This window comes from Curtobacterium sp. MCPF17_046 (genome assembly GCF_003224295.1).
In the GTDB taxonomy this organism is placed as follows: Bacteria; Actinomycetota; Actinomycetes; order Actinomycetales; family Microbacteriaceae; genus Curtobacterium.
The window spans coordinates 122,567-137,090 of record NZ_QKLB01000007.1; the positions used below are offsets into that span (position 1 = coordinate 122,567).

The 14,524-nt window shown below is 71.7% G+C and carries 15 protein-coding genes, 1 tRNA gene and 1 riboswitch; of the genes, 9 read left to right on the forward strand and 7 right to left on the reverse strand.

Annotated elements, in window-relative coordinates; genetic code table 11:
- Window positions 1-54 precede the first annotated feature (54 nt).
- Entirely contained in the window at window positions 55-834 is a 780-nt protein-coding gene (gene pstB, locus DEJ32_RS08635; RefSeq protein WP_110824139.1) for a phosphate ABC transporter ATP-binding protein PstB, read from the forward strand.
- 586 nt (window positions 835-1,420) lie between these two features.
- On the opposite strand, the gene DEJ32_RS08640 is transcribed toward pstB, so the two are convergent.
- The 3 genes from DEJ32_RS08640 to DEJ32_RS08655 form a co-directional block, all read right to left on the reverse strand.
- Window positions 1,421-2,278, reverse strand: a complete 858-nt coding sequence (locus DEJ32_RS08640; RefSeq protein WP_110891095.1) for an anti-sigma factor domain-containing protein — start codon at window positions 2,276-2,278, stop codon at window positions 1,421-1,423.
- Window positions 2,275-2,874: an ECF RNA polymerase sigma factor SigK gene (gene sigK / locus DEJ32_RS08645; RefSeq protein ID WP_110900964.1), complete on the reverse strand. Its 600-nt coding sequence runs from the start codon at window positions 2,872-2,874 to the stop codon at window positions 2,275-2,277. The genes DEJ32_RS08640 and sigK overlap by 4 nt, the downstream gene beginning before the upstream one ends.
- A gap of 867 nt (window positions 2,875-3,741) precedes the next feature.
- A complete protein-coding gene (locus DEJ32_RS08655; RefSeq protein ID WP_110824142.1) occupies window positions 3,742-4,371 on the reverse strand; it encodes a DNA-directed RNA polymerase subunit beta in 630 nt (209 codons plus the stop codon).
- Between the two features lie 43 nt (window positions 4,372-4,414).
- Here DEJ32_RS08655 and DEJ32_RS08660 point away from each other — a divergent pair.
- The 3 genes from DEJ32_RS08660 (at window position 4,415) to DEJ32_RS08670 (ending at window position 5,795) form a co-directional block, all read left to right on the forward strand.
- Window positions 4,415-4,487: transfer RNA gene (locus tag DEJ32_RS08660), tRNA-Lys, on the forward strand.
- A gap of 189 nt (window positions 4,488-4,676) precedes the next feature.
- Window positions 4,677-5,315, forward strand: coding sequence for a TetR/AcrR family transcriptional regulator (locus DEJ32_RS08665; protein ID WP_110900966.1), 639 nt, complete (start codon window positions 4,677-4,679; stop codon window positions 5,313-5,315).
- A 159-nt stretch (window positions 5,316-5,474) separates the two neighbouring features.
- Entirely contained in the window at window positions 5,475-5,795 is a 321-nt protein-coding gene (locus DEJ32_RS08670; RefSeq protein WP_110824144.1) for a hypothetical protein, read from the forward strand.
- Window positions 5,796-6,006: 211 nt separating this feature from the next.
- Here the strand turns inward: DEJ32_RS08670 and DEJ32_RS08675 are convergent, their stop codons facing one another.
- On the reverse strand, window positions 6,007-6,942 hold the full coding sequence (locus DEJ32_RS08675) for an aldose 1-epimerase family protein (RefSeq protein WP_110900967.1): 936 nt from the start codon (window positions 6,940-6,942) through the stop codon (window positions 6,007-6,009).
- Entirely contained in the window at window positions 6,939-7,784 is an 846-nt protein-coding gene (locus DEJ32_RS08680) for a DeoR/GlpR family DNA-binding transcription regulator (RefSeq protein ID WP_110900968.1), read from the reverse strand. Before DEJ32_RS08680 ends, DEJ32_RS08675 begins: the two co-directional genes overlap by 4 nt.
- Before the next feature lie 63 nt (window positions 7,785-7,847).
- Here DEJ32_RS08680 and galT point away from each other — a divergent pair, with 63 nt between their 5' ends.
- A complete protein-coding gene (gene galT / locus DEJ32_RS08685) occupies window positions 7,848-8,945 on the forward strand; it encodes a galactose-1-phosphate uridylyltransferase (protein ID WP_181420621.1) in 1,098 nt (365 codons plus the stop codon).
- Window positions 8,942-10,081 (forward strand): galactokinase, encoded by a 1,140-nt coding sequence (gene galK / locus DEJ32_RS08690; protein WP_110900970.1) that lies wholly within the window; start codon window positions 8,942-8,944, stop codon window positions 10,079-10,081. Before galT ends, galK begins: the two co-directional genes overlap by 4 nt.
- A gap of 318 nt (window positions 10,082-10,399) precedes the next feature.
- Here galK and DEJ32_RS08695 read toward each other — a convergent pair whose 3' ends face one another.
- A complete protein-coding gene (locus DEJ32_RS08695) occupies window positions 10,400-11,323 on the reverse strand; it encodes a tetrahydrofolate dehydrogenase/cyclohydrolase catalytic domain-containing protein (RefSeq protein WP_110900971.1) in 924 nt (307 codons plus the stop codon).
- On the reverse strand, window positions 11,320-12,624 hold the full coding sequence (gene glyA / locus DEJ32_RS08700) for a serine hydroxymethyltransferase (protein ID WP_309146428.1): 1,305 nt from the start codon (window positions 12,622-12,624) through the stop codon (window positions 11,320-11,322). Before glyA ends, DEJ32_RS08695 begins: the two co-directional genes overlap by 4 nt.
- A gap of 54 nt (window positions 12,625-12,678) precedes the next feature.
- A riboswitch (ZMP/ZTP riboswitch) is annotated at window positions 12,679-12,764 on the reverse strand.
- 38 nt (window positions 12,765-12,802) lie between these two features.
- Here glyA and clpS point away from each other — a divergent pair.
- The 3 genes from clpS to purU all read left to right on the forward strand — a co-directional run bounded on the left by clpS (window position 12,803) and on the right by purU (window position 14,518).
- Window positions 12,803-13,090 carry an ATP-dependent Clp protease adapter ClpS gene (clpS, locus tag DEJ32_RS08705; protein ID WP_110824150.1) on the forward strand — a complete coding sequence of 96 codons (288 nt, stop codon included), beginning with the start codon at window positions 12,803-12,805 and terminating at the stop codon, window positions 13,088-13,090.
- A gap of 8 nt (window positions 13,091-13,098) precedes the next feature.
- Complete coding sequence (locus DEJ32_RS08710; protein ID WP_181420622.1) at window positions 13,099-13,563, forward strand: DUF2017 family protein; 465 nt, start codon at window positions 13,099-13,101, stop codon at window positions 13,561-13,563.
- Window positions 13,564-13,648: 85 nt separating this feature from the next.
- A complete protein-coding gene (purU, locus tag DEJ32_RS08715) occupies window positions 13,649-14,518 on the forward strand; it encodes a formyltetrahydrofolate deformylase (RefSeq protein ID WP_110891102.1) in 870 nt (289 codons plus the stop codon).
- Window positions 14,519-14,524: the final 6 nt, after the last annotated feature.

Sequence of the window (14,524 nt, forward strand, 5' to 3'; positions counted from 1 at the left end):
CCTCCACCCGACTTCCCGCCCCGGCGGTTCGACCACCCAACCAGAAGGATCCACGTGTCCAAGCGCATCGAGGTCGACGGCCTCAACGTCTACTACTCGAAGTTCAAGGCCGTCGAGGGCGTCGACATGACGATCGAGCCCCGCACCGTCACCGCCTTCATCGGCCCGTCCGGCTGCGGCAAGTCGACCTTCCTCCGCACCCTGAACCGCATGCACGAGGTCATCCCCGGTGCGTACGTCGAGGGCTCGGTCAAGGTGGACGGCGACGACCTGTACGCCCCCGGCGTCGACCCGGTCATCGTCCGTCGTCAGGTCGGCATGGTCTTCCAGCGCCCGAACCCGTTCCCGACGATGTCCATCAAGGACAACGTGCTGGCCGGCGTCAAGCTGAACAACAAGCGCATCTCGCGGTCCGAGGCCGACGACATCGTCGAGCGCTCGCTGCAGGGTGCGAACCTGTGGAACGAGGTCAAGGACCGCCTCGAGAAGCCCGGCATGGGCCTGTCCGGTGGTCAGCAGCAGCGTCTCTGCATCGCCCGCGCGATCGCCGTGCAGCCGGACGTGCTCCTCATGGACGAGCCGTGCTCAGCGCTCGACCCGATCTCCACCCTCGCCATCGAGGACCTCATCGAGGAGCTGAAGAAGGACTTCACGATCGTCATCGTGACCCACAACATGCAGCAGGCCTCGCGCGTCAGCGACAAGACCGCGTTCTTCAACATCGCGGGCACCGGTCAGCCCGGTCACCTCATCGAGTTCGACGACACCGCCACGATCTTCTCGAACCCGTCGGTCAAGTCGACCGAGGACTACGTCTCGGGTCGCTTCGGGTGATCAGCCGCCGGTCGGTCCGCTGACCACCAGCCGGGAGGCCCGGTGCACGTCCGCCACGGACGGCACCGGGCCTCCTGTCGTTGCGTCCACAGGCCCGGGCCCTGCGTCCCACGAGACACACCCGTTTGAGCGGCACGCCCCGTCTGCACGAGACACTCCGTCCACACAGGACGCCCGCATCTGCACGGCACGCCCCCGTCCGTACGAGACGCCCCGAGCGCAGCGAAGCGCCGCCGTTTTCGGCGGCGTCCGGCCCACTCGGCGGCGTCCGGCCCACTCCGGAGCGTCTCGCTCACTCGGCGGCGTCCAGCCACCCGGCGGCGCGGCCCACCCGGCGGCGTCCGGCCCACCCGGCGGCGTCCGGCCCACCCGGCGGCGTCCGGCTCACCCGCCGGCGTCCGGGCCGCCCGGCGGCGTCCAGCCCCCGGCGGCGTCTGGCTCACCCGGCGGCGTCCGGCCCGCCCGGCGGCGTCTCACGTGCCCGGCGGCGTCTCGCCGCTCGGCGGACCGCCCGCACCAGGACAGAAGGGAGGCTCCCCTCCATCTGGTGGGGAGCCTCCCGTCCGTGGCGCAGGCGCGTCGGCGCTCAGGCCTCCGACGTCGGCACGGCCACGACCGGCTCGGAGGTCGGCTGGTCCGACCCGCCCGCCGGCTCGACCGTGATGCCGATCGTGTCACCGGCGACCATCGTGCCGCGGAGCACGGCGGACCGGACGCCGCCGTCGACGTCGTGCATGAGCCCGGCTGCCTCGATGGTGCCGCCGGACTCCTGCGAGCCGATGTACCAGAGCTCGTAGGTCTTGCCCTTCGGCGCGGCCTTGACCCCGTCGAGGATGACCGCGGAGCGTCCGAGCTGCCCGGACCACACGACCGTGGCGGTCCCGCCGCCCTTGACCTTCGCGGAGCTGCGCTGGAAGTCCGGCGCCGCGTAGATCTGGTCGAGGCCGGAGGCGGCCTGCGTGGTGGCGGGGGCGCCGCCGTCGTCCGAGAAGAGCGACGGGCCGACGCCGAGGCCGACACCGAGGAAGACGACGGCCACGGCGGCGGCGGCGCTGAGGGCGGCCGCGGGACGCTGGAACCAGCGGGCGCGGGCCTTCGTCGCGGCGCGACCGGTGTCGGAGGCGAGGTCGGCGACGGGCGCGGGTCGGGCCTCCTGGACGGGCTCGACGATGCGCTCCTCGTCGGAGGCTGACTGGTCGAGCGCCGGCAGCTGCGGCGTCTGGGCGATCTTCGCCATGAGCGAGGCCTTGAGGTCGGCGCGGGGCGTGACCGGGGGCACGGCGTAGGCGAGGGCGAGGGCGGTCTCGCGCAGCGAGTCGGCCTCGAGTCGGAGCTCGGGAGCGGTGCGGAGGGCCTGCTCGACCGAGTGGCGCTCCTCGTCGCTGAGCGCGTCGAGGGCGTGGGAGCCGGTCATCAGCTCCGGGTCGTCGTGTCGTTCGGTCATGAGTTCACCCCCATCTCGTCACGGAGTCGGATCATCCCGTCACGGAGACGGGTCTTGACGGTGCCGATCGGCACCCCGAGTCGCTCGGCCATCTCGCTGTGCGAGAAGCCGCCGTAGTAGGCGAGTTGCACCGCCTGCCGCTGGAACTCGGTGAGTCGGGAGAGCGCCCGGCTGACGCGTTCGTGCTCGAGTCGGATCTCGACCGACTCGGACACGGAGTCGAAGTCCGTCTCGAAGTCGCGGATGCCGATCTTCGTGTCGCGGTCGCGGGAGGACTGCGATGCCCGCACCCGGTCGACCGCTCGGCGGTGCGCCATCGTCAGCACCCAGCTGGCAGCGCTGCCGCGGGCCTGGTCGAAGCGCGTGGCCTGCTGCCAGACCTCGAGGAAGACCTCCTGCGTGACCTCCTCCGACTGCGCCCGGTCCTTGAGGAGCCGCGTCACGAGTCCGAGGACCCGGCCGGACAGCTCGTCGTACAGGTCGGAGAACGCAGCCTGGTCGCCGGTCGCGACCCGACTGAGCAGGTCGTCCGCCGACACCGGCACGGGAGCGGCGGGAGTCCAACCATCGATGTCGCCTTCCACGAGAGTGAGCATTGCAGGTTTTCCTCCTTCCCGTGTGTACGGCGTCCTCCGCGCGCACTGGACAGAGCGCTCGGCGACGGCGGTCGCGGTGGTCATCAGTCGGGTCCCGTTCGGATCGGGTGGCGGCAGCGGTCGCTGCGCGGGTGGTGCTGGGTTCAGGTGCCGAGGCCCCGTGCGACCCACAGGGAATTGACCCGGGAGCGGGCCCGGGTCGCACGGGGACCTCGTGTGATCGTCGTGCGACGGTCACGCTGATGATTCGGCACCCTCGCGCCGTCGGTTTGGGTCAGGATCGCTTCGGATGTCCGCTGCGGTCGGCGGACAGTCCTGCGGGCGCCGCGGCGGTGGTCGGCGTGCTCTGGACGGGCGTCGGCCGCATCGCGCCGACGCGTCCGTTGCAGGCCCGGATACGGGTGCTGACGGGAGGCCCGGTCGCGGCAACAGGCCGGGCACCGTGCGTGGGTGCGGGCTGGCACCGCGCGTGGATGCGGGCTGAGCGCCGCCACGGGGTGCGAGCGCGGCACCGCGACCGGTTGCGGGCTGGAAGCGCGAGCGGACCCGCGGCGCTGTCCACGGCGCGCTCGGTCGCGGATCTGTCCCCCCAGAGTGAACACCTGGGTACGGACGGGGAGGTGTCTCGTACACTTGATCTCGCCGGGCCGCAGCAAGCCCCGGGCTCCAATATTCGCCGCTCCGAGCGGCCTCGCGCCGAGAGGCGCTTCTGCGGCCCGGTCTTCTCATGTCCGGGCTCGGACCCGGGTGACCCGCGTCCGCCCGACGCGGCGGCGTCCTGACGGACGTCTCGGCTGCCGAGCTGTGCTCGTGTCCGTCATCGTGCAGTCCGACGGCGCAGCGATCAGGCGGCTTGTCGGAGGGTGGTCAGTCCAGGCTGTCGCGACGCCACAGCGCCGCAGCGGCGGACAGGTCCTCGGCCAACTCCGCGAGCCGGTACGCGCGCGTCGTCAGCGCCGAAGCCCGCTCCTGGGCCGTGCGGTCCGAATCATCCGCGACCGAGGTCGCCCCCGCGGCGGTCAGCCGCGCGAACGCGGCCCCGCGCTCGAGCGCCACCGCGAAGTCGCCCGTGTACAACCCGTGCAGGATCCGGTCGGACAGGGTGAGGATCTCCGCCGGCCCGGTCGGTTCCTCGGCACCCGCGACGGCCTGGTCGATCGTGCCGATGAGCTGCGTGCCGCGCTCGAAGAGGTAGGCGATCTCCTCGGGGTTCTGCCGGATGACGGTCCGCACCAGGTAGATGCGCCAGAGCGCACCCGGCAGGGTGTGCGCGCCGACGCGGGCCCACAGTTCGGCGATCGCGTCGATGCCGTGCACGTCCGTGTACGTGACCAGCCGCTCGACGACGGCGGGGTCCGGGTCCTCCCGCACGCGGTGGAGGAGCGCGTTCGCCGTGTCGTGCGCGACGCGGTTCACCAACGCCGGGTCCTCGCCGCCCTGGATGGCGGCGAACTCGGCGTCGGTGAACTGGACGGGTCGGTGGTGTTCACGAGGCACCGCGACAGTGTAGGCGCTGCTCTCCCGATACCCTTGGTCGCGAGGGCCTCTAGCTCAGTTGGTAGAGCACCGGACTTTTAATCCGAGGGTCGTGGGTTCGAGCCCCACGGGGCCCACCTCTGGTCGGGACGCCCACCGCCCTCTTCATCCGAGGGTCGTGGGTTCGAGCCCCACGGGGCCCACCTCTGGTCGCCTCCCGTCCGACGGCGCCGCCCCGTTCTGGGGTCGACACGTGTCTCGCGAACGGGACATGATGCTCGTTGTGGGGGTACCACGCCGCAGCGCGCATGTGGTGTGGTGCTGTCATGCCCAGCGCCACCATGGACTCCGCACAGCACGACGACGTCTTCACCCGCACCCAGATCGTCGATGCGATGATCCGCGTGCTCCACGAACTGCCCCTGCACGAGGTCACCCCCGCTCGCGTCGCCGCGGAGGCCTCGATGAGCGTCGAGACGATGACCGGCTCGTTCCCGAGCTGGGACGGCCTGCTCCTCGCGAGCATCGACCGGTGGAACGACCAGCGCACGACTCCCCTCATGCCCATCGCCGCCGAACTGGGCACGGTCCGGTTCCTCCGCGCCATCGTCATGAAGAACATCGAGAACCCGTCGCTCATGCGGTTCCTCACCGCGACGCTGAACATCGCCGCAGCACCGAACCACCCGCTCGCGCCGATGCTGCACAGCCGGTGGCGCCGGTTCCAGGGCTTCGTGCAGGAGTCCCTCGTGCAAGACATCGCCGTCGGCCGCGAACCGCACACGATGGAGCCGGCTCGCGGTGCCGAGCAGCTGATCGCGACGTACGAGGGACTGCAGCTGCAGTCGATGGTGCGTCCGGAGATGGACCTGCTCGAGTCCTTCGACCGAGCCGTGACGCGTCTCCGCGAGGGATGGTCCCGGGCCTACGTCCCGCCCGTGTGGGACCTGACGCGCGCGAGCTGATCCCGGGGTACAAGTCGCCCCCAGGTGATCCATGGTGGCCGCACTGTCCACATCGGTGCCCCGCTCAGCAGTCTGTTGGATTCGCCCGGATATGGTCGTTCTGGTTCCGCTCACCGCGGGACGTCAGCACTGAACGAACCACACCGAACGGGGTACACCGTGATCGAGCCCATCGACGCCACGCAGACCAGCTCCACCGGTGACGCGCGCCGCCTCGTGGAGCTCGCCGCCGCCACCGGGACGAGCATGAGCGACGAGCTCCTGTTGGACACCCTCCGACGCAACGCGAAGGTCAGCATCCGGCACATCCGCGCCGACTTCGCCGAGGTCGCGACCGGCACCGCCGTCCTCGGGTACGTCTGCCGACAGCGCAAGGACTTCCTCGCGCTGCGCGGTGACGACCCGGCATGGGCGCAGGAGATCGGCCGCTACCCGAGCGAGTCACTCGCGGTCGAGGCGCTGCGGATGCGTCGAGCCTGACCTGACTGCCGCAGGCGACCGGCCGGCCGGGCCGGTCCAACCTGCCGGGCCGGTCCAACCTGCCGGGCCGGTCCAACCTGCTGGACCGGTCCAACCTGCCGGACCGGTCCAGCCCGCCGGGCCGGACCAGCCCGCCCGGTCGATCCAGCCGGCCCGGCCGATCCAGCCCGCCGGGCAAACCCCTCCGGCCAGGCCGACCGCGTCACCCCGGTCAGGACCAGACGCGTCGGATCCCCCACGAGCCGGTCCACGTCTCGTCGGCCTTGAGCCACCGCAACCCCTCCCCGGAGTTGAGCGCGTCCGCGGGTGCGGTCATCGGTTCGACCGCCACGGCGAGCCCCTTCCCGTCACCGCGGGGGAACTCGCGGGACGTGAAGACCTGCACGTAGGGGAACGACGCGTCCTGCCACAGCTCGACGCCGTCGCCCTCGGGCCCGTGCAGCGACGTCCGACGGATGCCGTCCGCGTCGGGCTGCACGTCCGTGTACGCCGTGTCCAGGTCCGCGTCACCGGCACGGAGCCCCTGGCGCAGGTCGACGTCCGTCCCCTCGACCGGGCGGGTGCCGTTCGGGATCTTCCGCTCGTCGACCGTGAAGGCGGTCGCGGCGTCGAGGCGGATCACCAGGTCCTCCGCCGGGGTGTCGCCGACCCGGAGGTACGGGTGCGACCCGACCGCGAACGGCGCCGGGCGACCGGACCGGTTCGTGATCGTGTGGGTGATGCGGATGCCGTCCTCCACGAGCTCGTGGTGCACACGCGTCTCGAGGGTGAACGGCCAGCCGTGCTGCGGGTGGATCGTCGCCTGCTGCTCGATCGACGACTCGGTCTGCTCGACGACGCGGTACGGCGCGAAGCGGAGCAGCCCGTGCGACGCGTTGCCGTACTTCGGCTCCGAGATGTCGAGCTGCTGCGCCGCCCCGTCCAGCTGCCACACGCCACCGGCCACGCGGTTCGGCCACGGCACGAGGACGATGCCGTTCGCCCCGGCCGGGGCCTCGCTCGCGGGGAAGGGCTCGGTGAGGTCGAACCCGGCGACCCGCAACTCGCGGATGCCGGCGGCGACCTCGGTGACGACGGCCTCGACGACGCCGTCGGGTCCCGCGTGCCGCAGGTGGTACTGACCGCCGGTGGGTGCCGCTGTGCTCATGGGTGCTGCTTCCTCTCCGATGTGCGGGTCGTGCCCGCTGGTCCGTCCGCGACCACCACGTGGACCCCAGCCGCCCGGATCGGGTCGACCGCGTCCGCGCTGGCTCCCGCGGTGACGACGACATCGACGTCCTCCAGCGGGCTGACCACGCCGATGTCGGCCCGGCCGAACTTCGACCCGTCCGCGACCACGACGGTACGCCTGCCCGCCGCCGCGAGGACCCGCTTCGCCTCGGTCTCGGGCAGGTTCACGTTCGTCAGCCCGTGCTCGACGTCCAGCCCGGTCCCGCTGAGGAACACCAGGTCGGCGGACAGCATCGGCAGCACGGTGGCGTTGAAGGGCGCGACGAGCGAGTGCTGCATGGGCCGGAGCGTGCCGCCGGTGACGACGACGGTGAAGCGCGGCACCGCCCGTTCGAGCGCGAGGGCGGTGGTGAGCGAGTTCGTCACGACGGTCAGGTCGACGAGGTCCTCGCGTGCGACGAGCGCCTCGGCGACGGCCGCCGGGGTCGTCCCGACGTCGAGGACGATGCACTGCCCGGAGCGCACCAGGTCCGCCGCCGCCCGGCCGATCGCGGCCTTCGCGGTGCTGTTCTCGACGGCAGTCACCTCGAGCGGACGCTCGCGTGAGCCGGCCCCGAGGCGGACCGCACCGCCGTGCACCCGGCGGATCCGGGCCTCCCGGTCGAGGGTGGCGAGGTCCTGCCGGACCGTGACCTCGCTCGTCCCGACCGCAGCGGCCAGGTCAGCGGTCCGGACCATGCCGCGGGCGCCGTCGAGGATCGCGACGATGCGCTCCTGGCGCAGCAGTGCGGGCAGCACGGGAGGCTCGTCGGTCGTCACAGGACGAGTTTCGTCTGGTTCCACTTGCTTTCGCAAGTCTTCGTACCGGAGTACAGTGATGCGGTGATCACGAAACGTGCGACGACGCTCGCGGACGGCCGCGACCTCTTCTACTTCGACGACGCGGACTCGACGCTCCCCGCCGAGCGGAGCATCGACCAGCGCGTCCTCGACCCGCGGCCCGAGACCGCGCGGATGCGGCAGGACGTCCTGACCGGTGAGTGGGTCTCCATCGCGGCGAGTCGGCAGAACCGGGTGTTCCTGCCGCCGGCCGACCAGGACCCGCTCGCACCGCAGACCGCTGCGAACCCCTCCGAGATCCCGAGCCGCTACGACGTGGCCGTGTTCGAGAACCGCTCGCCGTCCTTCGGTCCGATGCTCGAGGCGGAGGACGCCCCGTCGTCGCTCGACTCCCTGTCCGAGGTCGGTCTCGACCGGGAACTCCGGAGCGTCGGACGCTGCGAGGTCGTGTGCTTCTCCCCGGAGACGAGCGGCTCGTTCGCGTCGATCTCCGAGTCGCGGGCCCGGACGGTCGTCGAGGCCTGGGCCGACCGCACCGCGGCCCTCTCCGCCATGCCCGGCATCCAGCAGGTGTTCCCGTTCGAGAACCGGGGCGAGGCGATCGGCGTCACGCTGCACCACCCGCACGGGCAGATCTACGCGTACCCGTACGTCACGCCGCGCACGCAACGGCTGCTCGCGTCGATCGAGCGCTTCGGGCCGGACCTGTTCGAGCAGCACCTCGCGAACGAGCGGGCCTCGGAGCGCGTGGTGCTGCAGGGCGAGCACTTCACCGCCTTCGTGCCGTTCGCCGCACGCTGGCCGATCGAGGTCCACATGCTGCCGCACCGCCACGTGCCGGACTTCGCCGGCCTGACCGAGGCCGAGAAGGACGAGCTCGCACACATGCACCTGCGGCTCACCCGCGGGCTCGACGCGCTCTACGACACCCCCACCCCGTACATCGCCGCGTGGCACCAGGCGCCGGTGCACACCGCGCGCGACACCGTGCGGCTCATGCTGCAGATCACGTCCCCGCGTCGCGCGGCGGACAAGCTCAAGTTCCTGGCCGGCAGTGAGGCGGCCATGGGCGCCTGGATCGGGGACCTCGTGCCCGAGAAGGCGGCCGAGTTCATCCGAGGAGGGATCGAACGCGCATGACGTTCCAGCAGGTCTACGGGTACGAGCCGGCGGTGCGGTACTCCGCTCCCGGTCGCGTCAACCTCATCGGCGAGCACACCGACTACAACGACGGGTACGTGCTGCCCTTCGCGATCGACCGGCGCACGGTGGCGTCGATCGCCCAGCGCGACGACCGGCTGATCCGGGTCGCATCGGCGTTCGAGCCGGACGCGGTGCACGAACTCTCGCTCGACGAGCTGTCGCCCGAGAACATGGACGGCTGGTCGGCCTACGTGTTCGGCATCGCCTGGGCGCTCCGCGAGCAGGCCGGGGCCGACCTGTCCGACAAGTCCGGCTTCGACGTCTTCATCGACTCGGACGTGCCCGTGGGCGCCGGCCTGTCGTCGAGCGCCGCGATCGAGTGCGGCGTCGCGCTGGCGTTCACCGACCTGTGGGAGCTCGGCCTCGACCGCAAGGTCCTCGCGAAGGTCGGGCAGTACTCCGAGAACCACGCCGTCGGTGCCCCGACCGGGATCATGGACCAGTCGGCGTCGCTCCTCGGCGAACAGGACGCGGTCGTGTTCCTCGACTGCCGCACGCTCGACACCGAGGTCGTCGACCTGGCGCTCGAGGCGAACGGCCTCGAGGTGCTCGTCATCGACACCCGCGTCGAGCACGCCCACGCCACCGGTGGGTACAAGGCCCGCCGCGAGTCGTGCGAGCGCGGCGCCGAGGTGCTCGGCGTCCCCGCGCTCCGTGACGTGTCCGTCGAGGACCTCCAGCGCGCGCAGGAGCTCCTGGACGACGAGACCTTCCGCCGCGTCCGGCACATCGTCACCGAGGACCAGCGCGTCCTCGACACCGTGGAGACGCTCCGCGCGGACGGGCCCCGCGCGATCGGGTCCCTGCTGGTCGCATCACACGAGTCGATGCGCGACGATTTCGAGATCTCGGTGCCGGAGCTCGACCTGGCCGTCGACACCGCGATGGCGAACGGTGCCGTCGGCGCCCGGATGACCGGCGGTGGCTTCGGCGGTTCGGCCATCGCGCTCGTCGACCGGGAGGCCCGTGAGCGCATCGCTACGGCCGTCACCGCCGCCTTCGCCGACGCCGGGTACCGCGAGCCGACCGTGTTCACGGTGCACGCGGCGCAGGGCGCCCGGCGCGACGCGTAGCGGCGCGGCCGCGCGGCGCCCGGCGCGCGGAGCTGGCCGGGCGCGCTTCGCGCTGAGCGACAGTGCGCGGCCCGGCGGCCGCGCGGACTGTCGCTGACCGCGAAGGGCCGTGCCAGGCCGGGCCGGCACCGGCCGGGCCCGGCCAGCCGGGCCGGCACCGCGCCTCCCGGCCGCCACGCTCCTGCGGACCGCGGCGTCACCTGCATCCGCACAACGAGAACCGGCTCGCGCCACGGACGTCCGTGGCGCGAGCCGGTTCTCGTTGTGCGGGGCCGATCTGCGCCGACTGACGACGGCGGACCTACCGCGTCCGCGCACCTATTTCAGGTGGCGCTCCGCGGCCTCGACGACGTTCTTCATGAGCATCGCGCGGGTCATCGGTCCGACCCCGCCCGGCGTCGGCGACAGGAAACCGGCGACCGACGCGACCGCGGGATCGACGTCGCCGCGGAGCTTCGCCTTCCCGGTCGCCGGGTCGACGATGCGACTGATGCCGACGTCGATGACCGCGGCACCGGGCTTGACCCAGTCCGGCTGCACGAGCCCGGCGACCCCGGCCGCGGCGACGATGATGTCCGCGCGGCGGCACTCGGCGGCGACGTCCTCGGTGAGCGAGTGCGTGAGGGTGGCGGTCGCCTCGAGGCGGGTGAGCAGCAGCCCGAGCGGACGGCCGACCGTCAGCCCCTGCCCGATGATCGTGACGTGCTCGCCCCGGATCGGGACCTCGTACGCCTCGAGCATCGCGACGATGCCGCGCGGGGTGCACGGCAGCGGGGCGTCGATCGTGCCGGCGCCACCGGGGACGGCGAGCACGAGCTCACCGAGGTTCGTCGGGTGCAGGCCGTCGGCGTCCTTCGCCGGGTCCATGAGCTCGAGCATCGGGATCGGGTCGATGCCCTGCGGCAGCGGGAGCTGCACGATGAACGCGGTGACCCGCGGGTCGTCGTTCATCTGCAGGATCGCAGCCCGGATGTCGGCCGCACTCGCGGACGAGGGCAGGTCGATGCGGACCGAGTCGAGCCCGATCTGCGCCGAGTCCTTGTGCTTGCCGGCGACGTACGACACCGAGCCCGGGTTCTGGCCGACCATGATCGTGCCGAGCCCGGGACGGAAGCCGTGGTCGTGCAGGCGGTCGATGCGGACCTTCAGGTCGTCGAGCGTGCGCGCGGCGAGGGCGGTGCCGTCGATGCGGACGGCACTGCCCTCCCCCGCCCAACGCTCACGAGGGAGCGCGGCGCTCACGCGTAGAGCGGGAACGCGTCGGTCAGGGCCTCCACCCGGGCCGAGAGCGCTTCGATGTCCGGGTTCGGCATGAGGGTCAGCGCGATGATGTCCGCCACCTCGGTGAACTCGGCGTCGCCGAACCCGCGGGTCGCGAGCGCCGAGGTGCCGATGCGGACACCCGAGGTGACCATCGGCGGACGCGGGTCGAACGGCACCGAGTTGCGGTTCACGGTGATGCCGACCTCGTGCAGCAGGTCTTCTGCCTGCTTGCCGTCGACCTCGGACTCGCGCAGGTCGACGAGCACCAGGTGCACGTCGGTGCCGCCGGTGAGGACGTCGATGCCAGCGGCCTTGGCGTCGTCCTGCGTCAGCCGGTCGGCCAGCGCCTTCGCGCCGCGCAGCGTGCGCTCCTGGCGGTCCTTGAACTCGGGCGTCGCGGCGAGCAGGAACGCGGTGGCCTTGGCGGCGATCACGTGCATGAGCGGGCCGCCCTGCTGCCCCGGGAACACGGCCGAGTTGAGCTTCTTGAAGAGCGACTCCTCGTTGGACAGGATGATGCCCGAGCGGGGACCGGCGAGCGTCTTGTGCACGGTCGAGGAGACGACGTGAGCGTGCGGGAGGGGCGACGGGTGCAGGCCCGCGGCGACGAGACCGGCGAAGTGCGCCATGTCCACCCAGAGCGTCGCGCCGACCTCGTCGGCGATCTCGCGGAACTTCGCGAAGTCGAGCTGACGGGGGTACGCCGACCACCCGGCGATGAGGACCTTCGGCTGGTGCTCGATCGCCTTCGCGCGGATGTCGTCGTAGTCGACCTCGAACGTCTCCGGGTCGACGCCGTAGGACACGGCGTTGTAGATGCGGCCGGAGAAGTTGAGCTTCATGCCGTGGGTCAGGTGGCCGCCGTGGGCGAGCTCGAGGCCCAGGATGGTGTCGCCGGCGGAGGCGATGGCGTGCAGGACCGCGGCGTTCGCGCTGGCACCGGAGTGCGGCTGCACGTTCGCGTACGCGGCACCGAAGAGGGCCTTCGCACGGTCGATGGCGAGCTGCTCGGCGATGTCGACGAACTCGCAGCCGCCGTAGTAGCGCTTGCCCGGGTAGCCCTCGGCGTACTTGTTCGTGAGCACCGAGCCCTGCGACTCGAGGACGGCGCGGGGCACGAAGTTCTCGGACGCGATCATCTCGAGGGTGTCGCGCTGACGGCCGAGTTCCTGCTGGAGGACGGCCGCGATCTCCGGGTCGACCTCGGCGAGCGGGGCGTTGAAGGTGGTCCGGGCTGCGTCGGCGGACGCGGCGGCGGGGGTGAGATCGGTGATGGACACGGGACTCCTCGTTGTCTGGCCGCCGCGCACACGCGTACGACGGGGTGGACGGGTGGGCGCGGCCCAGGCGTACGGCTGCGCTCCGTGTCAGGTGTCGCTCCCCGATGGTGACCCATCCAACGCCAGTCGCGACCGTTCGATCGTACCGAGGCCGCAGGTTCGTGTCACCCTTGTCCCCATGACCATGCTGAGTCCGGACCTCGACGAGCGCACGTCGGTGCGGGCCGACGTCCCGTGGACGACCGTGGTGTGGGACGACCCGGTGAACCTGATGTCGTACGTCACCTACGTCTTCGAGTCGTACTTCGGGTTCCCGCGGGCGAAGGCCGAGCGCCTCATGCACCAGGTCGACTCCGACGGCCGGGCGGTCGTCGCGACGGGGCACCGCGAGGAGATGGAGCGACACGTGGAGGCCATGCACGGGTACGGCCTGCAGGCGACCGTCGACCGGGCCCCCGCCGCGTGATCCCCTTCGTGCGTCGCGCCGACGGCGTGCACCTCGGACTGGCCGCCGGCGAGCGCGCCGTGTTGACGTCCCTCGTGGAGCAGTTGCGCCAGGTCCTCGACCACGACCTGGCGACGGACCCGGTGGCGACGCGGATGTTCCCGGACGCCTACCCGGGGGACGACGAGGCCAGCGCCGAGTTCCGCCGGTACACGCAGGACGACCTGCGCACCGCCAAGTCCGCCAACGCGGCCGTCGTGCACGAGTGGCTGACGGGCACCCGGGACGGAGCGCTCACCCGCGCCGACGAGCAGGCCTGGCTCCGGTCGCTGACCGACCTGCGGCTCACCATCGCGGACCGCCTGGGCATCGTGGACCGGGACACCGCGGACAACGGCCTGGACGGGGACGACGGCAGCATCGGCCTGCGGGACGTCTACGACTGGCTCGGGTACGTGCAGGAGCACCTGGTCGTCACGATCTCCTCCCGCTGACGGCCAGGAGGCCCGTTCCACCACCGCCACGTGCCTCCCGTCCGGTCGCGCGCGGACGCGCGCACGCCCCCGGTACCCTGATCCGGTGACGACCCCGACGCCCGAGACCCCCACGCACTGGACCCTGACGCTGGTCTGCGACGACCAGCCCGGCATCGTGCACGCCGTCTCCGGAGCGGTCGTCGCCGCCGAGGGCAACATCACCGAGTCCCAGCAGTTCTCCAGCGCCGACACGGACACCTTCTTCATGCGCCTGCAGGTGATGGCACCGGTGGACCGCCAGACGTTCCAGGAGGCCCTCGCCCCCGTCGTCGAGCGCTACGGCATGCGCGTGCAGCTCGACGTCGTCGGCCGGCCGATGCGCACGCTCGTCCTCGTGTCGAAGGCCGGCCACTGCCTCAACGACCTGCTGTACCGGCAGCGCGGCGGGCAGCTGCCGATCGATGTGCCGCTCGTGCTGTCGAACCACACCGACCTCGCCGAGCTGGCGTCGTTCTACTCGGTGCCGTTCGAGCACCGACCGGTGTCCGACGCCGGGTCGAAGGCCGCGATGGAGCGCCGGATCCTCGAGGCGGTCGAGGAGCACGACATCGAGCTCGTCGTCCTCGCCCGGTACATGCAGATCCTCTCCCCCGAGCTCTGCGCGGCCCTCGCCGGTCGTGCCGTGAACATCCACCACTCGTTCCTGCCCGGCTTCAAGGGCGCGAACCCGTACCGGCAGGCGCACGCCCGCGGGGTGAAGCTCATCGGCGCGACGGCGCACTTCGTCACGAGTGACCTCGACGAGGGCCCGATCATCGAGCAGAACGTCGTGCGGGTCGACCACACCAAGGAGCCTGCCGAGCTGGTGTCCATCGGTCAGGACGAGGAGTCCCGCACCCTGACCCAGGCCGTGCGCTGGATCGCCGAGGACCGCGTGCTCCTCGACGGCGCCCGCACGATCATCTTCAAGTAGGTCCGC

What these genes read in the sequence shown, in the direction of transcription:
- DEJ32_RS08640 (WP_110891095.1), bottom strand. Translation starts at nt 2,278, where the DNA reads ATGACCGAACGACACGACGACCCGGAGCTGATGACCGGCTCCCACGCC.
- sigK (WP_110900964.1), bottom strand. Translation starts at nt 2,874, where the DNA reads ATGCTCACTCTCGTGGAAGGCGACATCGATGGTTGGACTCCCGCCGCT.
- DEJ32_RS08665 (WP_110900966.1), top strand. Translation starts at nt 4,677, where the DNA reads ATGCCCAGCGCCACCATGGACTCCGCACAGCACGACGACGTCTTCACC.
- DEJ32_RS08675 (WP_110900967.1), bottom strand. Translation starts at nt 6,942, where the DNA reads ATGAGCACAGCGGCACCCACCGGCGGTCAGTACCACCTGCGGCACGCG.
- galK (WP_110900970.1), top strand. Translation starts at nt 8,942, where the DNA reads ATGACGTTCCAGCAGGTCTACGGGTACGAGCCGGCGGTGCGGTACTCC.
- clpS (WP_110824150.1), top strand. Translation starts at nt 12,803, where the DNA reads ATGACCATGCTGAGTCCGGACCTCGACGAGCGCACGTCGGTGCGGGCC.